This window comes from Candidatus Solirubrobacter pratensis, from assembly GCF_000425945.1.
Taxonomy (GTDB): domain Bacteria; phylum Actinomycetota; class Thermoleophilia; order Solirubrobacterales; family Solirubrobacteraceae; genus Solirubrobacter; species Solirubrobacter pratensis.
Genome location: NZ_KE384480.1, coordinates 121,310 through 145,256, shown reverse-complemented (window position 1 = coordinate 145,256; position 23,947 = coordinate 121,310). Strand labels below are relative to the sequence as shown.

Below are 23,947 nucleotides of genomic sequence, written 5' to 3'. Positions count from 1 at the left end.
GGGCGCCTTGCGTGCCCGGCACCGGCGCCCCGGCCTGCACGTGGTGGAACGCCAAGAGGACGTTCGTCGCCGACGGCGACACCATCCGCGTGCACATCGCGGGCGACCGGCCCGGCCGCATCGCGACGATCCGCTTCACCGGCATCAACGCGATGGAGCTGCATCGCTACAGCGCCAGGTCCAGCCGCAGGCGCGGCGACTGCCACAGTGTCGAGGCCGCCGCGCTCGTCGACAGCCTGCTCGAGCGCGCGCACGGCCGGGTGCGGCTCGCGGCGCAGGACCCGTCGAGCGTGACCGGCGGCCGGCTGCGCCGCTCGGTCTGGGTCCGCAGCGGCGGGCGCTGGCAGGACGTCGCCCGGCTCGAGCTGCAGGCCGGGCTCGCGCTGTGGCTCCCGAACGCCGTCGAGCACGCCCACAACGCCGACTACAGCGCGCTATCCCAGGCCGCGGCGGCGGCGCATCTGGGCCTGTACGCGCCGAGCTCCTGCGGCGCCGGGCCGGACGACGACATCCCGCTGGCCGTCGACGTCAACTGGGACGCCGACGGTGCCGACGGCGCCGACCTCAACGGCGAGTGGGTGCAGATCCGCAACCTCGGCGCGCGCCCGCTGGCACTCGCGGGCTGGTGGCTGCGCGACTCATGGCTGCGCGTCAGCCCGCAGCCGCCGCACCGCCCGGGCTACGAGTTCCCGGCGCCGGCCGTGATCCCGCCCGGCGGCGCGGTCCGCGTCCATTCGGGCTGCGGCGCCGACGACGCCTCGGCGTTCCACTGGTGCCAGAAGGGCGGCGTCTTCGACAACGCGAGCACCGACGGGCGCCACATGGGCGACGGCGCATACCTGTTCGATCCGCAGGGTGACCTGCGCGCGAGCGAGATCTACCCGTGCCTGGTCGCATGCCAGGACCCGCTGCAGGGCAAGGTGCGCATCGCTGCGCATCCCACCACGCCGGAATCGATCAGCGTCTCGAACGCCGGCACGGAGCCCGTCGACCTGACCGGGCACGTCGTCAAGCTGCACCTCCGGCATCGCCCCGGCCGGTTCATCTTCTCCTACGCGTTCCCCGTCGGCTCGGTGATCGCGCCGGGACAGACCATGGAGCTGCTGCCACAGGGCTCGCCCGCCGCGGACGAGCCGCTCGTCAAGCACCTCGCCCGGAGGCCGTACGCCCTGGCGGATACGGGCGGCGCCGTGAGCCTGCGCAGCTTCACCGACGTGGTCGTCGACTGCTACGCATGGGGCGATGGCGGCTGCTGACGGGTATCGTTCCGCCGTGCGCCGACGACTGCTGCGGCTGCTGGTGCGAGCGGGCTACGACGTCCGGAGCGCCGGCCGCGGCACGGTGGTCGTCGGGCGGAGGCGCGACGCCAAGCTGATCAAGGCGGCCACGGGCGCCGTCGTCGTGACCGACCCGGTCCGCGTCCAAGCGGACTGGTTCGTCGCGGAGAAGGGCTTCACCGCCTACCTCGCCGGGCGGCACGTGGCAGAGCTGCTGCGCCTGTATCGCGTCAACTGCGTCGTGGACGTGGGCGCGAACCGCGGGCAGTACGCGCGACTGCTGCGGCGCGTCGGCTACGACGGCCACATCGTCTCGTTCGAGCCCGTGCCAGAGACCTTCGCCAAGCTCGCGGCGGCGGCACGCGACGACCCCGGCTGGACCGTCCACCGCTGCGCGCTCGGCGCGCAGGACGGCTCGCTGCCGATGAACGTCGTGCCGGGCACGATGAGCTCCGCGTTCTCGCCGACCGGCTTCGGGGCGCGCCGCTACGCGCAGCTGCGGTCGCCGCGCGTCGAGGAGGTCCCCGTCCGGCGCCTCGACGGCGTGCTCGACGAGGTGCTCCCGCCGGTCGCGCGACCGCGGCCGTTCCTCAAGCTGGACACGCAGGGCTACGACCTCGAGGCCTTCGCCGGCCTCGGCGAGCGTGCCTCAGAATTCGTCGGCCTGCAGGCGGAGCTCTCGGTGATGCCGATCTACGACGGCGCGCCGGGCATGGCCGAGGCGATCGCCGCGTACGAGGCGGCCGGGTTCGGGATCACCGCGCTGTATCCGGTGAGCCGCCAGCGGTCGACCGGGCGCGTCGTGGAGCTCGACTGCATGATGGTGCGGGCAGATCGGCTCTGAGACCGACGCAACTTTCCCCCACCGCGTGGGTTGCCTCGACATGACCAGAACGCTGGCGGCCGTGTCGGCGGCCGCGCTCGTCCTCGCCGCCGCGCCGGATGCGCATGCCTCGCCGGCCGGCGTCGCTTCGATCCCCGCGCGCGCGGCGACGCAGAAGGGGCGCTTCACCGGCCAGTTCGTCGTCGGCCGCTACGTCGCGAGCGGCGCCGGCATCCTCGCGACGGGCCGTCTCCAGGGCCGTCTGCGCGACAGCCGCTACCCGTCGGCGCGGGACATCGACCAGGGCTTCTCGACGTTCGTGACGGTCAGCGGGGCCCCCGCCGGCACGGCCGACTGCAAGCGGCTGACGCTCGCCTTCGCCGGCAAGACGGTGCGGATCTTCGGCCTGCGGGCGGCGGTCGCTCCGCGCACGGTCACGGTGCGGCCGCGGGGGCAGAACGCCGCCGGGATCGGCGAGGTGCTCTGCGCCGCCGGCGAGTGGCTCGCCGCCACGCCGCCGCCCGCGACGCCGCAACCGCCGCCCGACTGGCTGCTCCACGTGCTCAACGGGCTGCGCGCGGTCGATCGATGAGGCGCGCCGCCGGCGCGATCCTGCTCGCGGTCGTCGTGGCGGCGCTTCCCGCGACCGCGCGCGCGGCGCCCGTCCCGTCCCAGCCGCCGCTGATCCACGACGGTCCGACCGGACGGGTCCTGCTGAGCGCCGGATGGCGCCGCCGAATGGACCCGCGCGACGCCGGCCTCGCCGCGCACTGGGAGCGCCGGCCGCCGCGGACCGGCTGGACGCCGGTGCGGATCCCGGACGCATGGAACGCGACCGACTTCACCCAGCAGGGCTTCATCGGCGAGCCCGTGTGGTACCGCACCGACTTCCGCCTCCCGTCGAGCTCGCCGTCGCTCGGCTGGCGCCTCAGGTTCGAGGCCGTCAACTACCACGCCACCGTGTGGTTGAACGGCAAGCGGATCGGCGAGCACGCCGGCGGCTACCTGCCGTTCGAGGTCGACCTCGCCCACGCCGCGCGGCGGATCCGCGCCAATCGCCTGGTCGTCCGCGTCGACAACCGCCGCCTGCCGACGGACTTCCCGCCCTCGAGCTACTCGAACGCCGACGAACCCGGTGGGGGGTGGTGGAACTGGGGCGGGATCGTGCGCGAGGTCGAGCTGCGGCGGGTGAACGGGCTGTACTTCGACGAGGTCCAGGTCACGCCGCGGCTCGGATGCGGCGGCTGTCCGGCGACCGTGCGCTTTCACGCCGTCGTGCGCAACGCCGGCGCCGACGCGGCGCGGGCGAAGGTCACGGCGACGATCGGCGGGCGGTCCGTCCGGCTGGGAGCCGCGCGCATCCGGCGCGGCGCGATCCACGCGTTCTCGGGCACCGCGCGGATCCCGCGGCCGCACGTGTGGTGGCCTTCCGACCCCTACCTCTATCCGACCGGGCTGACCGCCTCGGCGGGCGGCTCCGCGCGAGCCACCTACCGGCTGCACACCGGCCTGCGGACCGTCGGCCGGGCCGGCGACGGGCATCTGCTGGTCAACGGCGTTCCCGTGCAGCTGCGCGGCGTCGCCGTGCACGAGGACGCGCCGGGAAAGGGCGCGGCGCTCGACGACGCCGACCGCGCGCAGCTTGCGGCGGAGGTCAAGCAGGTCGGCGCCACGCTGGTGCGCGCGCACTACCCGCTGCACCCTGCCTTCGAGGAGCTGGCCGACCGCGAGGGCCTGCTGCTGTGGTCCGAGGTCCCCGTCTACCGGCTCGTCACCGGCTTCATGGAGGTCCCCGGGGTGGTGGGCGCGGCGGTCGACGAGGTGCGCCAGAACGTCCTCGCCAACCGCAACCACGCGTCGGTGATCGTCTGGTCACTCGGCAACGAGCTCGACGAGACGTTTCCGGGCGCCATCAACCGCTACGTCACCGCGGCGACGCGTGTCGCGCACGCGCTCGACGGCTCACGGCCCGTCGGCATGGCCATCGAGGCCCACCGTCAGACCGCCTGCTCGCCGCGGCTGAACGCGCTCGACGTGATCGGCGCGAACGAGTACTTCGGCTGGTACGGCGGCAGCAGCGGCGATCTCTCCCCCTACCTCGACGAGCTCCACGCGTGCCATCCGGGGAAGGCGATCATCGTCACCGAGTTCGGCGCCGAGGCCAACCGGGACGGCCCGGTCGAACAGAAGGGCACCTACCAGTTCCAGCAGGCGTTCATCGCGACCCATCTTGCGGTGATGGCCGGCAAGCCGTGGCTGAGCGGCGTGGACTACTGGACGCTGCGCGAGTTCGTGTGCGCGCCGGGCTGGACGGGAGGCAATCCGCTGCCGCAGCCACCGATGCATCAGAAGGGCGTACTCAGCTATCAGGGCCAGCCCAAGCCGGCCTACGCCACGCTGCAGGCGGCATACCGATCCGTCGTCCAGATCCCCGGGCCGGCACCGGGCACCTGACGGCGGCGGGTATCCTGCTCGGCCGATGTCGCGGTTCCGGCGCTGGCAGCTGGTCGCCGGAGCGTGCGCCCTGCTGGCCGTGCTGCTCGCCGCCGGCGCGGCGGCGTTCCTGCTCACGCGGCCGGGCGACATCTCGAACCCCGGCGTGGAGTTCCACGCACAGACGCAGACGCCGACGCCGACGCCTTCGCCGAGCCCCGCGCCGCACAAGCGCGCCGGCGACCCTGCCGACGACTTCGTCTGGCCCGTCTACGGATACACCGAGGGCCGCACGCGCTATCTCGCCGGGCCGAGTCTGCGCCCGCCGTACGCGCGGCTGTGGTCGGTGCACGCGCGCAGCCTGCTCGAGTTCCCGCCGGCGATCGGCGGGCGCACGCTCTACCTGCTCGACAACGACGGCATCGTGTGGGCGATCGGCAAGCGCCACGGCGCCGTGCACTGGAAGCGCCGCGTCGGCGTGCTCGCGGCGTCCACGCCCGCCTACGGGGGCGGCCGCCTGTACGTCACCGTGCTCTCGCGCGCGCCCGGCCGGCCCGGCCGCGTGCTCGCGATGCGCGCGAGCGACGGGAAGATCCTGTGGTCGCGATCGCTGCCGAGTCGCACCGAGTCACCGCCGCTGCTCGACAGCGGACGCATCTACTTCGGCTCCGAGGACGGCACGGTCTACGCGCTGCGCGCGGGCGACGGCGGCGTGCGATGGACGTTCAAGGCCGACGGATCGGTGAAGGGCGGGCTCGCGCTCTCCGACGGCAAGCTCTACTTCGGGGACTACGCCGGGAAGATGTACGCGATCCGGCGCGCCGACGGCTCGCTCGTGTGGCGCACCGGGACCAGCGGCGCGGCGTTCGGCCTCTCCTCGGGGCAGTTCTATTCGACTCCCGCGGTCGCGTTCGGCCGCGTGTACATCGGCAACACCGACCACTACGTGTACTCGTTCGGCGCCGATCACGGCAAGCTCGCGTGGCGGCGCGGCACGGGCGGCTACGTCTATTCGTCGCCGGCGGTCGCGGACGTCCCCGGAGGGCGTCCCGCGGTCTACCTCGGCTCCTACGACGGCCGCTTCTACGCCCTCGACGCGAAGTCCGGCAGGACGCTGTGGACCTACCACGACGGCGGCACGATCTCGGGCGGCACGACGATCGTCGGCGACATCGTCTACTTCTCGAACAACCGCCTGAAGACGACCACCGGGCTCGGCGCTCGCACAGGCCGGCGCGTCTTCAAGTTCAACCACGGCGCCTTCAACCCCGTCGTCTCCGACGGCGAGCGGATCTACCTCACCGGCTCGTCCTCGCTGTACGCGCTGCGGCCGAAGGCCTCCCCCACGCGCCGGTAGACCGCGAGCGTCCGCTCTGCGATCCGGTCCCACGCGTACGGCCCGGCGCACGCCGCGAGCGCCCCGGCGGCCAGCCGCTCGCGGGCACCGGCGTCGGCGAGGAGGCGAGCGAGCTCGGCGCGCATCGCCGCGGGGTCGCCGTCGGGCACCGTCGCGACGGCGCCGTCGCGCGCCACGTCGACGAACCCGCCGACCGCCGTGGCGAGCACGGCGCAGCCGAACGGCAGCGCGCTGAAGAGCGCCCCGGAGGCCTCGATCGAGCGGTACGGGAAGACGACCACGTCGGCACGGCGGAAGAACGCCGGCAGCTCCGGGTCGGTCACGAAGCGGGGGATGAACCGCACGCCGGGCGGCGCGGCGCGCCGCAGCGGCTCCAGCGGCATCCGCGGCAGCCCGGCGATCCACAGCTCGGCGCCCTCGATGCCGCGCCATGCCTCGAGCAGCTGCTCGAGCCCGTGGTAGGGGCGCCACACGCCGATCGAGAGGACCACGGGGCCGCTGACGGCGGCGAGCTCCTCCGGCAGCGGGCGCTCGTCGCGCTGGCCGGCGAGGTAGTCGAACGCGCCGTGCGGCACGAGCTCGACCTTGGCCGGATCGACGCCGAACTCGTCGAGGAGCCGCGCGCGCCCCTGCTCGGTGTGGACGACGACCGCGTCCACGCGCTCGTAGAGCCGGCGGCGCGCCGCGATCGCGGCTCGCCCGCCCGTGCGCGGCACGATCTCGTGCGCGGTGAAGACGACGGGCACGTCGCGCGGCAGCAGGGCGACGTCCAGCGGCTCGACGGTGAGCCACTGCAGATGGAGCACGTCGGCGCGGGCGGCGCGCCGGCGCCAGGCGAGCATGTCCGGCCCGTGCTGCGCGAGCTTGACCAGACGCCGCACCAGCGGCTGCCGCAGGCGCGGCGTGAAGCGATAGAAGGAGCGATGCGCGGCGTACCCGTCGTTGTCCGGCACCGGGCCGTAGGCGAAGCTGCTCGTGTGCAGGTCGACCTGGGCGCCGGCGCGCGCCAGAGCCGCACAGAGGCCGTGGTCGTAGGCCGGGGCGTACGCCGACGGGTCGACCACCTGGACGCGCAACGGCCGCTCGCGCGGCGCTGCGGGCGCCTCGAGCCGGCGCGCGGGCGCGGACAGCTCGGCGCCGGCGGACATCTCGGCCTTCTACCTGCAGGCCCGCGCGGCGGCACCGGGATTGGTCCGACCTAAGACATCATGCCGCGGCTGAAGGCGTCGGTTAACGGACACGCGGCGCCTTGCGACCGGCGTGCCTGGATACTCCCACGCGTCTGAACTACGAGCTTGGACACCTCGGAATGCTCGAGTCGGAGGCGCTCCACGTCATGCGGGAGGTCGCGGCCGAGTTCGAGCGCCCCGTCCTGTTGTTCTCCGGCGGCAAGGACTCGCTGGTGCTGCTCCGGCTCGCCGAGAAGGCGTTCCGCCCCAGGCGCTTCCCCTTCCCGCTGCTGCACGTGGACACCGGCCACAACTTCCCCGAGGTGCTCGCGCTGCGCGACCGCCGGGTGGCCGAGCTCGGCGAGCGCCTGATCGTCGCGCGTGTGCAGGACGCGATCGACGCCGGCATCGTGGCCGATGAGACGGGGCCGTTCGCGTCGCGCAACCGCCTGCAGATCCCGACCCTGCTGCGCGCCGTCGCCGAGCACGGCTTCGACGCGGCGTTCGGTGGCGCGCGGCGCGACGAGGAGCGCTCGCGGGCCAAGGAGCGGATCTTCTCCTTCCGCGACGACACCGGGGCATGGGACCCCAAGCGGCAGCGGCCGGAGGTCTGGAACCTCTACAACGGCCGCATCCGCCGGGGCGAGCACGTCCGCGTGTTCCCGCTCTCCAACTGGACCGAGCTCGACGTCTGGCGCTACATCGCCCAAGAGCGGCTCGAGCTGCCGCGGATCTACTTCGCGCACGAGCGCCGGGTATTCGAGCGCGACGGCATGCTCTACGCCGTCAGCCCGTATGCCCCGCTGCTGCGGGACGAAGTCCCGTTCGAGGCCTCGGTGCGCTACCGCACGGTGGGCGACATGACGTGCACGGGCGCCGTCCGCTCGAGCGCCGCGTCGGTCGCCGGCGTGATCGCGGAGATCGCGGGCAGCCGCGTCACCGAGCGCGGCGAGACGCGCGCCGACGACCGCGTGACCGAAGCCGCCATGGAGGACCGCAAGCGGGAGGGCTACTTCTGACGCGGGCGACGGACGCGGACCTGCTGCGGCTCGTGACCGTCGGATCCGTCGACGACGGCAAGTCGACGCTGATCGGGCGGCTCCTACACGACTCGCGCGCGCTGATGGAGGACCAGCTCGACGCGCTCGCGCTCGCGAGCCGGCGCCGGCACGGAGGCGACGGCGGGCTCGACCTCGCGCTGGTCACCGACGGGCTGCGCGCCGAGCGCGAGGAGGGCATCACGATCGACGTCGCATACCGCTCCTTCGCGACGTCGCGGCGGAGGTTCATCATCGCCGACGCCCCGGGGCACGTCGCCTACACGCGCAACATGGTCACCGGCGCGTCGACCGCCGACTTGGCGATCGTGCTCGTCGACGCGCGGCGCGGTGCGGTCCAGCAGTCGCGGCGGCATCTCTTCATCGCCGCGCTGCTGCGCGTCCGTCACGTGGTCGTCGCGGTGAACAAGATGGATCTCGTCGGGTTCGACGAGGCGCGCTTCGACGCGATCGCCGCCGATCTCGCGTCCTTCGCCGCGCGCCTCGAGCTCGCGGACCTCACGTTCGTCCCGATCGCCGCGACGCGCGGCGACAACGTCGTGGAGCGCTCGGACGCCATGGACTGGTACCGCGGCCCACCGCTGCTGCACCACCTCGAGCACGTGCACATCGCCTCTGACCGCAACCTCCGCGATCCGCGGCTGCCGGTGCAGTGGGTCATCCGCCCGGGGACCGACGACTATCGCGGCTACGCCGGCCAGATCGCCGGCGGCGTCTGGCGGCCCGGCGACGAGATCCTCGTGCTCCCCGCGGGCACGCGGACCCGCGTGGCGTCGATCGACACGTTCGACGGTCCGGTCGCCGAAGCGTTCCCGCCGATGTCGGTGACGGTGCGCCTCGAGGACGACCTGGACGTCTCGCGCGGCGACGTGCTCTGCCGGCCGCACAACCGTGCGACGGTGAGCCGCGATCTCGACGCGACGCTGTGCTGGATGAGCGAGCGGCCCGCCACCGAGGGGAGCCGGTACGTGATCAAGCACGGCACGCGCACGGCGCGCGCGCTGCTGCGCCAGGTGCTGCACCGCGTCGACGTCGACACGCTGCACCGCGACGCGTCGGCGGCCGGGCTGGCGCTCAACGACATCGGGCGCGTGCTGATCCGCGCCGATCGCCCGCTGGTCTTCGACAGCTACGCCCGCAACCGCGCGACCGGCGCCTTCATCCTGATCGACGAGGCGACCAACGACACCGTCGCCGCCGGCATGATGCTCGCCGGGGCCGCGCTGGAGCCGCCCCCCGCCGAGGTCACGTGGCAGCCCGAGTCGCTCACGCCCGGAGAACGTGCCCAGGCGCTGGGCCATCGCGGCGCGACGATCTGGATGACCGGCCTCCCGGCCTCCGGCAAGTCCACGCTCGCGGGCGCCGTCGAGCGGGCGTTGGTGCAGCGCGGGCGCCCGGCGCTGCGGCTGGACGGCGACAACCTGCGCCACGGGCTCAACGCCGATCTCGGCTTCGATCCGGCGGGCCGCGCGGAGAACGTCCGCCGGACCGCGCACGCCGCGGCGCTGCTCGCGCAGTCGGGCGTCGTCGCGGTCGCGGCGCTCGTGAGCCCGTATGCGGCCGATCGCGCCGCCGCCCGCGCGGTGCACGAGCAGGCGGGGCTCCCGTTCATCGAGGTGTTCGTCGACACGCCGATCGGCGAGTGCGAGCGGCGCGACCCGAAGGGCCTCTATGCCCGGGCCAGGCGTGGCGACCTGGTCGGGCTGACCGGCGTCGACGACCCGTACGAGCCGCCGCCGGAGCCGGACCTCGCGCTCGCGCCCGGCCCGGTCGACGCACTCGTGCAAGCCGTGCTCGACGCGCTCGACGAGACCGAGCTCGCTCGTCCCGACTGAGGGAGCGACGTCTCACCCGTGGCCCGCGTCCATCTCACGCCGGCGGCGCGGATTTGCAGATACCGACTCTGGTGGGGGCTATCCGGTACCGCGGATGGCCGCTGCCAACGATGCAAGCGATGCGGGATGAGCCGAACCTGAAGGGCAAAGCGAGCAGGAGAAGCTTTGACATGGAGCGCATGCAGCTTGAAACGACGCAGCTCGGCACCACCGGCCTCGAGATCACTCGCGTAGGCCTGGGAGCGTGGGCGATGGGAGGCGGCGGCTGGGAGCTCGGCTGGGGGCCGCAGGACGACGGGGAGTCGCTGGAGGCGATCGGACGTGCGCTCGAGCTGGGCGTCAACTGGATCGACACCGCGGCCGGGTATGGGTTCGGGCATTCGGAGCGGATCGTGGGTCGCGCGCTGGAAGGGCTCGACGAGCGCCCGTACGTGTTCACGAAGTGCTCGCTCCTCGCCGGCCCGGGGGGCCAGGTCATCCACTGCCTCACGCGGGAATCGATCCTGCGCGAGGCGCATGCGAGCCTCGAGCGGCTCGGCATCGACGCGATCGACCTCTACCAGATCCACTGGCCGATCCCGGCACCGGACATCGAGGAGGGCTGGGACGCGCTGGCCGAGCTGAAGGAAGAGGGGCTCGTGCGCCATATCGGTGTGTCGAACTTCAACGTGGCGCAACTGCGGCGGATCGAGGCGATCGTGCCGGTCGAGACGCTGCAGCCGCCGTACTCGCTGGTCGAGCGCGCCGTCGAGGACGAGCTCCTGCCGTATGCCCGGCGCAACGACATCGGGGTGATCGTGTACTCGCCGATGGAATCGGGCCTGCTGACGGGGCAGATGCCGCGCGAGCGGATCGCGCAGCTGCCCGACGACGACTGGCGCAAGCACGAGGAGCGCTTCCAGGAGCCGCAGCTCTCGCGCCACCTCGCGCTCGTCGAACGGCTGGAGGCCGTCGCCGCGCGTCACCACACCACTCCCGGCGCGGTCGCGGTCGCGTGGACGCTGCGCAATCCTGCGGTGGACGGCGCGACCGTCAGCTTCCGGCGCGCGTCGCAGGTCGATCCGATCGTGGCCGCGGCGAGGCTCGAGCTCGACGCCGAGGACGTTGCGACGATCGGGAGCGAGGGCTGAGCCATGGAGAGCATCGGTGTCATCGGCCTGGAGCACATGGGCGGCGACATGGCGGCGCGCTGGCTGGCCGCCGGCTACACGGTCTACGGCACGACCCGCAGCCGCGCGCGTGCGCAATGGCTCGTCGAGCACGGCTTGCGCCCGCTGGACACGCCGCGTGCGATCGCCGAGGCGGTCGACGTCATCGTGACGTCGCTTCCCGACGATTGCGTCCTCGAGTCGGTCGCGTCGGGCCCTGACGGCATCCTGGCCGGCCTGCGCGCCGGCAAGGTCTGGCTGGATATGAGCACGGTCAGCCCGGACGGCAGCCGCGAGCTCGCCGCTCGCGCCCGCGAGCGCGGGGCCGAGATGCTCGACGCCCCGGTCTCCGGAACCGTTCCCCAGGTGCAGGCGGGAACGCCGACGATCATGATCGGCGGTGACGAGGAGGCCTGCAGGCGCGTCGAGCCGGTATTGCGCGTGCTCGGGACGCCACGGCGCATCGGGGAGCACGGGCAGGCGCTCGTGCTCAAGCTCGCGATCAACATCAGCCTGGCGGTGCAGATGCTCGCCTTCTCCGAGGGCCTGCTGCTGGCCGACCGCGAGGGGATCGACCTCCAGCTTGCGGCCGAGGTGATGGCCGAGAGCGCGATCGGCTCGCCGATGCTCAAGGCGCGCGTCCCGCTCGTGCTCGACACGCCCGACGCGGCATGGTTCGACATCGCCCAGATGCACAGGGACATTCGTCTTGCGCTGGCGACGGCACACGAGCTCGACGTGCCTCTCCCCTCGGCCGGCGTCGCCGACGACGTGCTCGCGGGCGCCACCACGCTCGGCTACCAACGCCGCGACATCGCAGCCATCTACGGAGTGCTCGCGCGCCTCGCGGAGCCGCCTTGCCACGGTGCGCTGCCCGTGGACGCCTGATCGGCGGCGACCGACGGTCTCACCCGGCGATCTCCGGCCGCCCGTACGCCTGCGCGTCCCGGATCGGAAGCGTCACCTCCACCGCCGTCCCGGCTCCCCGCGGGCTCTCCACCGCGATCGAGCCGCCGAGCGCCTCGACACGATCCCACAGTCCCGTCAGCCCCGAGCCGCGACTCGGATCGGCGCCCCCCACCCCGTCATCGCGCACCCGCAGCCGCAGCGTGCCGTCGACCGCCTGCACCTCGACCTCGGCTCCCGACGCGCGCGCGTGCTTGGCGACGTTCGACAGCGCCTCGGCGACGACGTAGTAGGCCGCGACCTCGACGTGCTCGGGCAGGCGTGCCTCGGTTCCGGCCGTCACCGTGACCGGGAGCGGGGAGCGGCGGGCCAGGGTCCTGAGCGCCGGGGCGAGGCCGCCCTGCGACAGGATCGCCGGGTGGATGCCGCGCGAGATCTCGCGCAGCTGCCCGGTGACCTCATTGATGTCCTCCACCGTCTGCGACAGCGAGGCCTCGAGGTCGGACAGCTCGGGTGGGACCCGCCTCGCCGCCCTGCGGAGGGCCAGAGCCAGTGAGACGAGGCGCTGTTGGACGCCGTCATGGAGGTCGCGCTCGATCTTGCGGCGGGTGTCGTCGGCGGTGGCCACGATGCGCGCGCGAGATGCGGTGAGCTGCGCGCGGCCGTCGGCATTGGCGATCGCGATCGCCAGCAGGTCGGTGAAATAGACCATCCGCTGCTCGGTGCCGGGTGGGAGCGGCGTACTCGCGGACGAGACGACGGTCGCGCCCCACAGCCGGCCTGCGACGACGACCGGGCTGGCCACCGAGGCGCGCACGCCGAGGCGCTCGAAGCGCTCGCGCACCCTTGGCGGTGCCCCGCTGTAGTCGTCGGCGCGAGCGGCGTGCCCCGCGCGGAACACCTCGGTTATCGCCATCGACGGCTCGAGCTCCCAGCGCGCGCCCGAATGGCCGTAAGGCCCGGATTCGGCGACGATCGTGGCCGTGGCGTCAAGCTCGAAGCGCGCGATCCGCGTGCTGTCGACGCCCAGCAGGTCGCGCATCTCGACGGCGGCGGCGAGGAAGACCTCGCTCGGCTCGACCCCGCGCGCGACAAGCGTCGCGAGGCGCCTCAGCGCCGCCTGCTCGTCGGCGAGCAGGCCGCGCTGCTCCTCGGATGCTTTGGCGCGCCGGCGGCTTGCGTCAGCCAGCGCCCCGACCATGACGGCCAAGGCGAGGTAGAGCAGGACCACGAGGAAGTTCTCCCAATCGCGCGAGTCGAACTCCCGGGTCGGCGGGATGTAGAACGAGTCGAAGGCCACGCCGGCGGCGATCGCGAGCGGAACGCCATACAAGGGGCCCAGGCGCATCACCCCGGCGGCCACGATGCCGAGGAAGATCAGCGCCCAGAGCACGATCGGGACCGGATGGTGCCGGACCGGGGTCGCCGCCGCGCACGCGACGAACAGAAGCGCGGCGGCCAGGAACGCGCCGGCGAGGTTCCTGGCCCTGGGCAAGCCCGACACGCGAGTCTCCCCGCTCACGCTCCGAGGTTAGTTAGTCGAGCTCGCGCTGCCGGCCGGCGGCCAGCAATCCCTCGATCGCCTCGGCTCCGAGCTCGGCCTTCGCCAAGAAGCCGAGCGCCGGACTGACCTCGATCAGCTCCGCGAACTCCTCCTCGGCGTGCGACGAGATGAGAATGACGTTCCGCACCGGGCCACCCTGGCCGGCGAGCCGCCGGACGACCGCGAAGCCGCTCTCGCCGCCCACGTCGATGTCCACGAGCGCCACGTCCGGGCGCAGCTCACGCGCGCGCCGGATCGCCTCCTCGCCGCTGCGCGCTATGCCGACGACGCTGATGCCGTCCTCCTCCAGCAGTTCACGGGCCTCTTGGAGGAACGTGGGGCTGTCGTCGACGATGAGGCACCGCAGCGCCATGGGATCAGACCACCCTACGACCGCGCGTCCGTCGGCGCATTGCAGGTACCCAGAAGCGTCGATAATCGCCGCATGGCTCCGCGGGTGATCCTCGCCGACGACGAGGTGCTGCTGCGTGAAGGGCTGGCGCGGCTGCTCGACGACTCCGGCTTCGAGGTCGTGGACAGCGCCGGCAACGGGGCCGCGCTGCTGGCGCTCGTTCGCCGCCACCGGCCCGACCTCGTCATCGTCGACATCCGCATGCCGCCCACCCACACGACCGAGGGACTCGAGGCCGCACGGACGATCCGCGAGGAGCTCCCCGGCACCGCGATCGTCGTGCTCTCCGCGCACGTCGAGGTCGAGCAGGCCACCGACGTGCTGGCCCAAGGCGCGCGCAGCGGCTACCTGCTGAAGGACCGCATCTCCGACGTCGACGAGTTCATCGACGCGCTGGAGCGGATCCTCAATGGAGGAGCCGTCGTGGATGCCGCCCTGGTCCAGGAGCTGGTCGCGGTGCGCCGCGCGCAGGACCCGCTCGAGCACCTCTCGCCGCGTGAGCGCGAGGTGCTCGGGCTGATGGCCGAGGGCCGTACGAACGGCGGGATCGCACGCCGTCTGTGGGTCACCGAGGGCACCGTGGAGAAGCACGTGCGCAGCATCTTCACGAAGTTGCGGCTCCCGGAGACGAGCGACGATCACCGCCGTGTCCTCGCCGTGATCCGGTTCCTCGAGACCCGCTGAAGCTCGCGACTCGACAGGCGCGCAGGCGTCTCGGTGCGGACACGTGGCGTGCGCCGGTGCCGCGGATGGCGGCGGGTCCGGCGGCATCGCTGCTCGACCGCATGCGCGACCTGGCGACCGGGCGCGGCAGCGGCGACTGACGGTCCCGCTCTTCCGGCGAGGTCAGGCCTCCGCCCCGACGAGCGTCGTGATGCGTCTCGCCTCGGCGATCACGTCACCCGTGAGCCGGAGGACGACGCCGCAGAGCAGGCCGTCGTCCCGCGCGGCGGCGCCGCCGACCGCGACCCGCTGGCGCGTCGCGAGGGTCCGCAGCGGCTCGGCGGCCTCCCGCACGCGGTCGCCGTCGACCGAGTGCAGGACCACGAAGCTCGGTTGCAGCTGACGGGCCGCCTCGTCGACCGTCTCGATCGGCGCGTCGGGACCGAGGTAGACGATGCGCCAGCCGCGCGCCCGCAGCGCCAGCCCGAAGGCGATCAGGCCGAGGTCGTGGTGCTCGCCCGGCAGGCAGGCGAGCACCGCCACCGGGCCGACGCCGAGGCCCCAGCCGCGCGCCAGGCCGAGCAGCCGGCCGCGGAGCACGCCGGACGCGAAGTGCTCCTGCGCGACGGAGGCTTCGCCGCGCTCCCAGCGTTCGCCGAGCGTGCACAGGTACGGCAGGATCACGTCGGCGAGCAGCGTGTCGACGGTCGCCGCGGCGAGCAGCCGGTCGAGGATCTCCTGCGCCCGCGGCTCGTCGAAGCGATCCAGGGCGTCGGCGAGCGCTTCGCGCAGCGCCACCGGGGAGAGTGCGGCCGCCGGCGCCGGCGCCTCGTCGCGGAGCTCGCCGCGCGAGACGAGCGCCGCCGCCTCTGCGGCCGCCAGCCCGTCGGCGAGATGCTCCTGCATGACGCGGACGCGCTCGACGTCCGCGGCGGAGTACAAGCGCAAGCCGCCCGCCGAGCGCGTCGGGCGCAATAGCCCGTACCGGCGCTCCCACGCGCGAAGCAGCTCCGGCCTCACACCCGAGCGCTTGCTGAGCTCCCCGATGCGCAGGACGCCGTCGTTTTGCATACAAGGACTGTACAGATGTTGAACAGGAGCTTGACAGGTCGTGCGACCGGTCCTACCGTACGAAGCATGTACAGTACCTCGACAAAAGGTGGACAGATGAAGTCGCTGAACATGCTGGCCGCAATCCTCGTCATCGTCGGCGGGCTCAACTGGGGCCTCGTCGCGATCGCCGAGTTCGACCTCGTCGCCTGGATCTTCGGCGAACAGTTCGGGACCACCAACGCCGCGAGCCGGATCGTCTACGGACTCGTCGGACTCGCCGCCGTCTACGGCGCCGCCGCGCTGCTCGCCCGGCGCCGGCCCGCCGGCAGCCGCCGCGCCGCGACGGCCGCCCGCTGACCACGGCAATCCACCGCCCCAAAACGGAGACTCACATGCACCGCATCGGCACCATCCTCGCCATCGCCGCCACGTCCGGCGCCGCCCTCGTTGCCGGCCCGGCGTCCGCAAGCCCCGCCCGGACGGCCCCCCGCAACGACATCGTCGAGACCGCGGCCGCGGCCGGCAACTTCAAGACGCTCGCGTCGCTGCTGCAGCAGGCCGATCTCGCCGGGACCCTGAAGGGCAAGGGCCCGTACACGGTGTTCGCGCCGACCGACGCGGCGTTCGCCAAGGTCCCCTCGTCGACGCTCAACGCGCTGGCAGCCGACAAGGCCAAGCTCCGCTCGATCCTGCTCTACCACGTCGCCAAGGGCAGGCTGACGGCGAGCAAGGTCGTCAAGCGTCACTCGATCAAGACCCTCAACGGCCAGCGTCTCCCCGTCCGCGTCCGCAGCGGCAAGGTCTACGTCGGCGGCGCCCGGGTCACCACGCCGGACGTCGCCGCGTCGAACGGCGTCATCCACGTCATCAACCAGGTGCTGGTCCCGCGCTGACACAGCTTCTGCATGCGCCCGGCGCGGCCCGCCGCGCCGGGCGCTCGTAGAGCGCTCCGATCACCAGTCGCCCGACGCCTGCGGCGGTGGCGCGGACTGCGGCGTGACGATCGGCACGGTGAAGTGGTGCGTGCGGCGATCCTCGAGGCGGTGCATCGCGTCGCGCACGGAGTGCTCGCTCGGCCGGTGCCACATCGGCAGCTCGGGGCCGCCCGGCGGAGGCGGGCCTTGAGCTCCGGGGAAGGGAGTCGCTTCCATGCCGTCGAGGATCGGGCCTCGGCCGCAAAGAACCCGTACAGGTCGCGGCTCGCGCCATCAAGATCTCGTGAAGCGATGGAATCTTTACGCCGGGCGGCGATTCCTGTACGCGCTCTACATACGCGTCGCCGCACGATGCAAGCCATGGTGAATGCACTCGTGAGCCTCCTGTCGCAACTCCGCCGCCTCGGCCGCCGCGAGCCACGGCTCGCGATCCTCGTGATCCGGCGGCAGCGGCGTCCCGGCGACTACCACTGACGCGAGGCGCGATGGATGGCGACTCGCCGGCGCGTCTGGACAGCGCCGAGTTGAAGTACGTCGTCCCTCCGGGGAAGGACTGCCTCGGTCAGGCCGGGCCAGCCGGCGGCCGGCCCGGGCCGTGCCCTCCCCGCCGGCTGGGCCGCCTTCGGCCTGTAGGGGACCTCTCCCCCATCCGAGGCGGGACTTCTCCTAGGATTCCTCGTCGGCGCGTGTCGAGAACGGGCGGTCGGCTCCGACTCATGGGCACCGGCGGCCAAGGCGGCCGCCAACACGAGAGGAGCACGAACGATGACCAAGGTGACCGCCCAGATGTCGGTGTCCCTCGACGGCTTCTACACCGGACCGCGGGACACGCGGGCCCCCAAGGACATGAGTGGCTGGATGCGGGGCCCCGAAGCGCCCGGTTTCTTCCGGGTCACCCGCTGGGTCGTCGACGCCATGGCCTGGCGCGAGCGGCTGGGCTTCGCCGGCGGCGAGCAGTCGATCAACTCTCAGATCGTCGGGGAGACGTTCGCGGCGGCCGGTGCCTATGTCATGGGCCGGCGCATGTTCGACGCCGGCGAGGTCCCCTGGGGCGAGGAGCCGCCGTTCCACGCCCCGGTGTTCGTCGTCACCCACCGTTCCCGGGACGTGCTCGAACGACAGGGTGGCACCTCCTTCACCTTTGTCACCGAAGGACTCGAGCGGGCCATCGAGCTGGCCCGGGACGCCGCCGGTAGCAAGGACGTGGCGGTGGCCGGCGGCGGGGAGCTCCTGCGCCAGGTGCTGGCCGCCGGGCTGCTCGACCAGCTTGAGGTGCACATCGCCCCGGTGCTGCTGGGCGACGGCCAGCGCCTGTTCGACCCCAGCCTCGGCCTCGGCGCCGACGACGGCATCGAGCTGGTCCCGACCCGGGTCGTCGAGGCGCCCGAGGTCACCCACATTCGCTACACCGTCACCGGGCGGTCGAAGCTGGTGCTGGACGATCGCGGCGCCGGCGGCGACCTGGTCGGACCCGCCAAGCCGGAGCAGTGAGAGAGGGGCTAGCTGTGAAGTACATGCTGCTGATCTACGGCAACGAGGAAGCCTTCAGCTCGGTGGGTGCGGAGGCCTTCGCCGAGATCCTCCGCGCGACCGATGCCCTCAACCAGGAGCTGTTCGAGTCGGGTGAGCTGGTCGGCGCCTATGGCGTGGCCGACCAGGTGAACGCCAAGATGGTCCGGGTCTCCGGCGGGACGCCGGTGGTGACCGACGGCCCCTTCGCCGAGGCCAAGGAGTACCTGGGCAGCTTCACGATCCTCGACTGCGACAGCCTGGAACGGGCACTGGAGATCGCGGCTCGCAACCCGTCGGCGCGCTACTGGGGCGTCGAGGTCCGGCCACTCATGCACGAGGCCGACGTCGAGCCGTGACCTACTGGCGGGCCGTCCGGCGGCTGGTCCCGGAGGTGCTCGGTGCGCTGGTGCGCCGCTACGGCCACTTCGACGCCTGCGAGGACGCCGTCCAGGAGGCGCTGGTGGCAGCCACGGTCCAGTGGCCGGTGCAGGGGTGGCCGGAGGATCCCCGAGGGTGGTTGGTGACGGTGGCGTCGCGTCGCCTCGCCGACCAGCTGCGCAGCGACGCCGCCCGCCGCCGGCGGGAGGAGGCCGATGCCATCCGCACTCCGCCCCCGCCCGCCGGTGGCGAGGTGTACCCCGACGTCGAAGCCCGTGGCCCCACCGGCGACGACACCCTCACGCTGCTGTTCCTGTGCTGCCACCGGGCGCTGACGCCCGCGTCGCAGGTCGCGCTGACCCTGCGGGCCGTCGGCGGCCTGTCGACCGCCGAGATCGCCCGGGCCTTCCTCGTGCCCGAGGCGACCATGGCGCAGCGCATCAGCCGGGCGAAGCAACGCATCAAGGCGACCGGAGCCAGCTTCGACCTGCCGCCGCCGGCTGAGCAGGCGGAGCGGCTCGGCGTCGTGCTCCACGTGGTCTACCTCGTCTTCAACGAGGGCTACACGGCCACGTCGGGAGCGCAGCTGGTGCGGGCAGAGCTGACGGCCGAGGCCATCCGGCTGGCCCGCGAGCTCCATCGGCTGGTCCCCGGCGACGGCGAGGTGGCCGGGCTCCTGGGCCTTCTGCTGCTGACCGACGCCCGCCGCCAGGCCCGCACGGCCCCGGACGGGTCGCTGGTGCCGCTGAGCGAGCAGGACCGGACGCTCTGGAACACCAAAGCCATCGCCGAGGGCGTGGCCCTCGTGACCGACACCCTGTCGAGGGGCCCGATCGGCCCGTACCAGCTCCAGGCCGCCATCGCCGCCGTCCACGACGAGGCACCCACCGCCGAAGTCACCGACTGGCCGCAGATTCTCGCCCTCTACACGGTTCTGGAGCGCGTGGCACCCAACCCGACGGTGACGCTCAACCGGGCGGTGGCGGTGGCCAAGGTACAAGGACCCGCGGCCGGGCTCGCCCTACTCGACGCCCTGTCGGCCGGCGAGCGCATCTCCGCCTCCCACCACCTCGTGTCCGTGCGGGCCCACCTGCTGGAGATGGCCGGCGACCACGACGCGGCGCGCGCCGGCTACCAAGAGGCGGCCCGACGCACCACCAGCGAACCCGAGAGGCGCCACCTCCTGACTCGCGCCGCATGGCTGGGGTGACTGACCGTGGGGTGGCACGTCCGCCCCCCAGGTCACGAGCGATCATCGCCGGGGGCGCGATCGCGCACGACCGCCCATCGGCGCGCACGGATTCCGGGGGTGCCTCACGGACCTTCGAACTATTCGAAGTTTCGTAGGGCACCCCCAATGGCATCGCCGAAAAACCGATCATTCGGCCTTCGCGAGCCGCGCAGGCAAGCTCACCCGCTCTCCGGCTCATGAGGTCCCGCGCCACGAGCGCGGGGAGCACGGGCTCAGCGATCGGCCGGTCTCAGGACGCACACCGATCATGAGGACCGCGCACGGCCGTCCCGGCGCCGGCGATGCCGTGGCGGGCTCGGGCGTTCCTGCTCTTGCTTCGACGTCAGCGTGAACTCTTCCCGCCCGCTCTGCGCGTGATCGAGCGCGTTCGGCTCCCGATGTCGCGCCCGGCACGCGGTGTGCCGGGCGGACATGGTTCAGCCGGTCAGCGCGCGGGCTCCGCGTCGGGGCGAGCCGCGTGCAGTGCCCCCGCCGCCGGTGTGTACACGGTCGAGTGGCCGTCATCCCAGTCGATGCGGTACCGCGGCACGGGATCCTCGCGCAGCACCTCGCGGACGGTGCCCGCGCGCGCTCGGCGCTCAGTCGACTCCGACTCCGCGACTACCCGATCTCCGACCTGGAAGGTCAATTGATCATCCTCCCTTCACTTGCTACGCCACGAGCGTAGCGAGATCGGATGGACGATCAGGTGCGCGGAGTCGCAGCACGTTCCAGGAGCGGGGCGGCAACTCGGCGCGCAGCGTCCCGTCGCGGACGGTCGCTCCCGCGGCGCGTCGCGGCACGACGCGATCGGGGTGCTCTGCTGTGTTGGCGGCGCCGATGTCCGGGTCGGCCAGCACGACGTGCTCGGCGACCTCGACGTCGTCGAGCTCGCGCAGGATCGCCTCGACGGACAGCGTGGCATCCGCGCGGTTGACGGCGAAGAGCGTCAGCGCGCCGTCGGGGCCGAGCACGGCGGTGGCCTCGATCGACGGCACGGCGCCTTCGCCGGGGACCTCGTACGTCGGGCCTTCCGGCTCGACGCGCAAGACCGTCCCGCGCGCGAAGCGCGACGCGTGGGCGAAGGGATGGAAGGTCGTCTGGCGCCAGGCCGGTCCGCCGTCGAGGGTCCGGATCGGCGGGATCACGTTGACCAGCTGCGCGAGGCAGCCGATCTTCACGCGATCGGCGTGCCGCAGCAGCGTGATCAGCAGGCAGCCGACCACCAGGGCATCGGCGATCGTGTGCTCGTCCTCGGCGAGCGCGGGCGCGCGCCGGAATGGCTCGTTCGCGCCCGGGCGATGCGGGTTGGCGGTCCTGTGCCAGACGTTCCACTCGTCCACGCTGATCCCGATGCGCCTGCGGCTGCGCTTGCGCCCGGCCACTGCGTCCGCCGTGGCGACGACCGTGCCGATCATCCGCTCGAGGTCGAGCGAGCACGCGAGGTAGGCATCGACGTGCGGGTGGTCGAGCGGGTCGTAGTAGCTGTGCAGCGAGACGTAGTCGGCCACGTCCCAGGCGAGGTCGAGGACCGTGTCCTCCCACGCCCCGAACGTCGGCATGGAGGAGTTGGAGCTGCCGACGACCGCCAGCTCGATCGACGGGTCCACCAAGCGCATCGCCTTGCCCGCCTCGAGCGCGAGCCGTCCGTACTCGACCGCCGTCTTGCGGCCGACCTGCCACGGTCCGTCCAGCTCGTTGCCGAGGCACCACAGCCGCACCCCGTACGGCTCGGGGTGCCCGTTCTCGACGCGCCAGTCGGCATAGCGGGTGCCGGCCGGCGCGTTGCAGTACTCCACGAGGTTGCGCGCGGCGTCGACCCCTCGCGTCCCGAGGTTGACCGCCAGCATCGGCTGCGCGCCAGACCGCTCGATCCAGAGCATGAACTCGTCGGTGCCGACCTCGTTGGGCTCGATCGAATGCCAGGCGAGGTCCAGGCGCCGCGGGCGCCGCTCGCGCGGCCCGACGCCGTCCTCCCAGTCGTATGCGGAGACGAAGTTGCCGCCGGGATAGCGCACGACGGTGACGCCGAGCTCGCGCACGAGGTCGAGCACGTCGGTCCGGAATCCGTCCGCGTCCGCGGACGGGTGGCCCGGCTCATAGATGCCGCCGTAGACCGCCCGGCCCATGTGCTCCACGAACGATCCGAACAGCCGCTCGTCGACGTCGGCCACCGTGAAGGCCGGGTCGAGCACCATCCGGACCATCGGAGTAGCGTTGCACGGATGCGCGGTACCGAGCCGCCGGCGTGGACGGACGCGTCGACGCCGGTCGCCGAGCGCGCGGAGCTGTTGCTCGGCGAGATGACCCTCGAGGAGAAGCTCGCGCAACTGGGGAGCGTCTGGGTCGGGGCCGAGCCGTTGCAGGAGGCGTTCGCGGAGCCCGCGCCGTTCGAGGAGGCCAGCGCCGACGGCATCGGGCACATCACCCGCCCGCTCGGGACGCGGCCCGTCGACCCCGTCGAGGGCGCGCGGCGACTCGCCGACCTGCAGCGGGACCTTGCGGCGCCGTGGAGTCTCGGACTACTGGGCGATCGCCTTCCTGCGCCTCATGCACCGCGTCGCGGCCTCGCCGGGCGAGGCGGGCGCGCGGGCCCCTGAAGGCGGGAATCGACGTCGAGCTGCCCCACGTGGGCTGCTACGCCGAGCCACTGGCCGGCCTCGTCCGCGACGGCACGATTCCCGAGCACCTCGTCGACCGGGCCGGGCGTGATGGCGCGCCACCCCGGGCTCGGGCTCGGGATCGAGGTACCGACGCTGCTGGCGGCGCTGCGTGCGGAGCTGCCCGGCGTCACGGTCGTCCACGAGCCCGGCTGTCCGATCCAGGAGCCCGACCGCTCGAGGCTGTCCGCCGCGGCCGGCGCGGCCCGCAGTGCAGAGCTCTGCATCGCCGTGGTCGGAGATCGGCCGGGGCTGTTCGGCCGCGGCACCTCGGGCGAGGGCTGTGACGCCGAGGACCTCTCGCTGCCGGGGATCCAGGACGAGCTGCTCGAGGCGCTGCTCGAGACGCAGACCCCGCTCGTTCGAGTACAGCGGCTTCGAGCTCGGCGCCGACGAGATCAGCACCGACGCGGAGGTGGAGGTGTCGTGCGTCGTGCGCAACGCGGGTGACCGCGCCGGCGCGGAGGTCGTCCAGCTCTACATCGGCGATCCGGTGGCCCAGGTCACGCGTCCGGTCCTCCAGCTCGCGGGCTTCAGCCGCGTCGAGCACGCGCCGGGAGAGCGGGCGCGCGTGACGTTCCGCCTGCACGCCGACAGGACGGCGTTCACCGGCGTCGACCTGCGCCGCATCGTCGAGCCGGGTCGGATCGACGTGCTGATCGGCGCGTCGTGCGAGGACATCCGCGGTCGGCTGTCGTTCCGGCTCACCGGCGGCACCCGGGTCGTCGGGCACGACCGCGTGCTCACGACTCCGGCAGTCCGTTCGCCCGCGTGACCTGCGCGGCCATGCGAAGTCGTCCGGAAAGCGCACGGTCATGCGTCCATCCCTTGCCCCTCGTCTCCCGGGTTGAGCAGCTCGGTCAGCGTGCGCGCCTCTTCGGCGACGAGCGCCGGATCGTCGTCCGGAACGAACTCGAGCAGCGCGTCCACCGGCGCTTCGGCGGCCGTGAGCGCGTCGAATGCCGCGCGCCACAGCTCCGCGCGCCCGGCGAGCCGCAGCCGTGTGCTCCCAGGCCACCACGAGAACACGTGAACCGCCGCGACATGGCCGCGCAGCCGCCGGAGCCCCGCCAGCGCCTGATCGTCGGGCAGATCCTGCGGAGGCTGCCAGTAGCTGCGCACGCGAGCGCCTCCAGGACCCGCGCGCTCGACGGCCTCGAGCAGCCCGAGCGCCGGCTGCGCGCCGTCGGTCAGCGTGCCGCCGTGGAACTCGAATGCGACCTCGATGCCGTCGGCAGCGGCGCGATCGGCGGCGTCGCGGGCGGCGAGCGCGACGCGGGCGCGATCGGCCGGGGTGGCTTCGGCCGAGGCGACGTCGCCTGCCCAGATGCGGATGCGCGGCGCGCCCAGCTCGCGCGCGACGGCCATCACCGCCGTGAAGCTCTCCGGGTCATCGCGTCCCGCGCGGTAGTAGGAGCCGTACGAGGCGACCTGCAGGGCCGCCGGCGGCGGTAGCGTCGCGCGCCGCCGCGGCGGCGGCCGCGTCGCCCGGCGGGACGTGGACATCGGCGCCCCACTCGATGGCCTGAAGGCCGGCGGTCGCCGCGACGCCGA

24 protein-coding genes and 1 pseudogene are annotated in these 23,947 nt (G+C 73.0%); 17 read left to right on the top strand and 8 right to left on the bottom strand.

What is annotated here, in order from left to right:
* Positions 1–11: 11 nt before the first annotated feature.
* From H958_RS40235 to H958_RS0125150, 5 genes are read left to right on the top strand one after another with little or no spacing between them, the layout of a single operon-like run.
* Positions 12–1,256, top strand: a complete 1,245-nt coding sequence (locus H958_RS40235) for a lamin tail domain-containing protein (RefSeq protein ID WP_051324791.1) — start codon at positions 12–14, stop codon at positions 1,254–1,256.
* Between the two features lie 16 nt (positions 1,257–1,272).
* Positions 1,273–2,121, top strand: a complete 849-nt coding sequence (locus H958_RS0125165) for an FkbM family methyltransferase (protein WP_196807552.1) — start codon at positions 1,273–1,275, stop codon at positions 2,119–2,121.
* Between the two features lie 40 nt (positions 2,122–2,161).
* Positions 2,162–2,692, top strand: a complete 531-nt coding sequence (locus H958_RS0125160; RefSeq protein WP_028060670.1) for a hypothetical protein — start codon at positions 2,162–2,164, stop codon at positions 2,690–2,692.
* The gene (locus H958_RS0125155; protein WP_028060669.1) at positions 2,689–4,554 is read left to right on the top strand and encodes a glycoside hydrolase family 2 protein; all 1,866 of its coding nucleotides are present in this window, start codon (positions 2,689–2,691) and stop codon (positions 4,552–4,554) included. Before H958_RS0125160 ends, H958_RS0125155 begins: the two co-directional genes overlap by 4 nt.
* Positions 4,555–4,579: 25 nt before the next feature.
* Entirely contained in the window at positions 4,580–5,890 is a 1,311-nt protein-coding gene (locus tag H958_RS0125150) for a PQQ-binding-like beta-propeller repeat protein (RefSeq protein ID WP_028060668.1), read from the top strand.
* On the opposite strand, the gene H958_RS40230 is transcribed toward H958_RS0125150, so the two are convergent.
* Positions 5,827–7,038, bottom strand: coding sequence for a glycosyltransferase family 4 protein (locus H958_RS40230; protein WP_081686255.1), 1,212 nt, complete (start codon positions 7,036–7,038; stop codon positions 5,827–5,829). The two genes, H958_RS0125150 and H958_RS40230, sit on opposite strands and share 64 nt — an antisense overlap.
* A 134-nt stretch (positions 7,039–7,172) precedes the next feature.
* On the opposite strand from H958_RS40230, the gene cysD reads away from it, so the two are divergent.
* The 4 genes from cysD (at position 7,173) to H958_RS40225 (ending at position 11,988) form a co-directional block, all read left to right on the top strand.
* Positions 7,173–8,078, top strand: coding sequence for a sulfate adenylyltransferase subunit CysD (cysD, locus tag H958_RS0125140; protein ID WP_028060667.1), 906 nt, complete (start codon positions 7,173–7,175; stop codon positions 8,076–8,078).
* The gene (cysC, locus tag H958_RS0125135) at positions 8,075–9,952 is read left to right on the top strand and encodes an adenylyl-sulfate kinase (protein ID WP_028060666.1); all 1,878 of its coding nucleotides are present in this window, start codon (positions 8,075–8,077) and stop codon (positions 9,950–9,952) included. Before cysD ends, cysC begins: the two co-directional genes overlap by 4 nt.
* Positions 9,953–10,131: 179 nt before the next feature.
* The gene (locus tag H958_RS0125130) at positions 10,132–11,082 is read left to right on the top strand and encodes an aldo/keto reductase (RefSeq protein WP_037411614.1); all 951 of its coding nucleotides are present in this window, start codon (positions 10,132–10,134) and stop codon (positions 11,080–11,082) included.
* Positions 11,083–11,085: 3 nt separating this feature from the next.
* Positions 11,086–11,988, top strand: coding sequence for an NAD(P)-dependent oxidoreductase (locus H958_RS40225; RefSeq protein WP_051324789.1), 903 nt, complete (start codon positions 11,086–11,088; stop codon positions 11,986–11,988).
* Positions 11,989–12,007: 19 nt separating this feature from the next.
* Here the strand turns inward: H958_RS40225 and H958_RS40220 are convergent, their stop codons facing one another.
* Complete coding sequence (locus H958_RS40220) at positions 12,008–13,528, bottom strand: DUF4118 domain-containing protein (protein ID WP_081686254.1); 1,521 nt, start codon at positions 13,526–13,528, stop codon at positions 12,008–12,010.
* Positions 13,529–13,541: 13 nt separating this feature from the next.
* Positions 13,542–13,922 carry a response regulator gene (locus H958_RS0125115; protein WP_028060664.1) on the bottom strand — a complete coding sequence of 127 codons (381 nt, stop codon included), beginning with the start codon at positions 13,920–13,922 and terminating at the stop codon, positions 13,542–13,544.
* Positions 13,923–13,994: 72 nt separating this feature from the next.
* On the opposite strand from H958_RS0125115, the gene H958_RS0125110 reads away from it, so the two are divergent.
* Positions 13,995–14,645, top strand: coding sequence for a response regulator transcription factor (locus tag H958_RS0125110; protein WP_028060663.1), 651 nt, complete (start codon positions 13,995–13,997; stop codon positions 14,643–14,645).
* A gap of 162 nt (positions 14,646–14,807) precedes the next feature.
* On the opposite strand, the gene H958_RS40215 is transcribed toward H958_RS0125110, so the two are convergent.
* On the bottom strand, positions 14,808–15,695 hold the full coding sequence (locus H958_RS40215) for a MerR family transcriptional regulator (protein WP_051324787.1): 888 nt from the start codon (positions 15,693–15,695) through the stop codon (positions 14,808–14,810).
* 96 nt (positions 15,696–15,791) lie between these two features.
* Here H958_RS40215 and H958_RS0125095 point away from each other — a divergent pair, with 96 nt between their 5' ends.
* Both H958_RS0125095 and H958_RS0125090 read left to right on the top strand, forming a co-directional pair.
* Positions 15,792–16,034, top strand: coding sequence for a DUF378 domain-containing protein (locus H958_RS0125095; RefSeq protein ID WP_028060662.1), 243 nt, complete (start codon positions 15,792–15,794; stop codon positions 16,032–16,034).
* A 35-nt stretch (positions 16,035–16,069) separates the two neighbouring features.
* A complete protein-coding gene (locus H958_RS0125090; RefSeq protein WP_028060661.1) occupies positions 16,070–16,570 on the top strand; it encodes a fasciclin domain-containing protein in 501 nt (166 codons plus the stop codon).
* A 60-nt stretch (positions 16,571–16,630) separates the two neighbouring features.
* On the opposite strand, the gene H958_RS46780 is transcribed toward H958_RS0125090, so the two are convergent.
* Positions 16,631–16,828: a hypothetical protein gene (locus H958_RS46780; protein ID WP_156028266.1), complete on the bottom strand. Its 198-nt coding sequence runs from the start codon at positions 16,826–16,828 to the stop codon at positions 16,631–16,633.
* A gap of 549 nt (positions 16,829–17,377) precedes the next feature.
* Here H958_RS46780 and H958_RS0125075 point away from each other — a divergent pair.
* Genes H958_RS0125075 through H958_RS0125065 form a run of 3 tightly spaced genes read left to right on the top strand, consistent with a single transcriptional unit; the run spans position 17,378 to position 19,712 of the window.
* Positions 17,378–18,103, top strand: coding sequence for a dihydrofolate reductase family protein (locus tag H958_RS0125075; RefSeq protein ID WP_028060660.1), 726 nt, complete (start codon positions 17,378–17,380; stop codon positions 18,101–18,103).
* Between the two features lie 14 nt (positions 18,104–18,117).
* The gene (locus H958_RS0125070; protein ID WP_028060659.1) at positions 18,118–18,480 is read left to right on the top strand and encodes a YciI family protein; all 363 of its coding nucleotides are present in this window, start codon (positions 18,118–18,120) and stop codon (positions 18,478–18,480) included.
* Positions 18,477–19,712, top strand: a complete 1,236-nt coding sequence (locus H958_RS0125065; protein ID WP_028060658.1) for an RNA polymerase sigma factor — start codon at positions 18,477–18,479, stop codon at positions 19,710–19,712. Before H958_RS0125070 ends, H958_RS0125065 begins: the two co-directional genes overlap by 4 nt.
* A 466-nt stretch (positions 19,713–20,178) precedes the next feature.
* Here the strand turns inward: H958_RS0125065 and H958_RS40210 are convergent, their stop codons facing one another.
* Both H958_RS40210 and arfA read right to left on the bottom strand, forming a co-directional pair.
* Positions 20,179–20,382, bottom strand: a complete 204-nt coding sequence (locus tag H958_RS40210; RefSeq protein ID WP_037411447.1) for a DUF1918 domain-containing protein — start codon at positions 20,380–20,382, stop codon at positions 20,179–20,181.
* Positions 20,383–20,404: 22 nt separating this feature from the next.
* Entirely contained in the window at positions 20,405–21,940 is a 1,536-nt protein-coding gene (gene arfA, locus H958_RS40205) for an arabinosylfuranosidase ArfA (RefSeq protein WP_037411445.1), read from the bottom strand.
* An 18-nt stretch (positions 21,941–21,958) separates the two neighbouring features.
* Here arfA and H958_RS47855 point away from each other — a divergent pair, with 18 nt between their 5' ends.
* Positions 21,959–22,333, top strand: a complete 375-nt coding sequence (locus tag H958_RS47855) for a hypothetical protein (RefSeq protein WP_028060657.1) — start codon at positions 21,959–21,961, stop codon at positions 22,331–22,333.
* 108 nt (positions 22,334–22,441) lie between these two features.
* Positions 22,442–23,168 (top strand): annotated as a pseudogene (locus H958_RS49235) (fibronectin type III-like domain-contianing protein); the annotation flags it as partial.
* A gap of 38 nt (positions 23,169–23,206) precedes the next feature.
* Here the strand turns inward: H958_RS49235 and H958_RS40200 are convergent.
* The gene (locus H958_RS40200) at positions 23,207–23,899 is read right to left on the bottom strand and encodes a TIM barrel protein (protein WP_196807548.1); all 693 of its coding nucleotides are present in this window, start codon (positions 23,897–23,899) and stop codon (positions 23,207–23,209) included.
* Between the last annotated feature and the right edge of the window lie 48 nt (positions 23,900–23,947).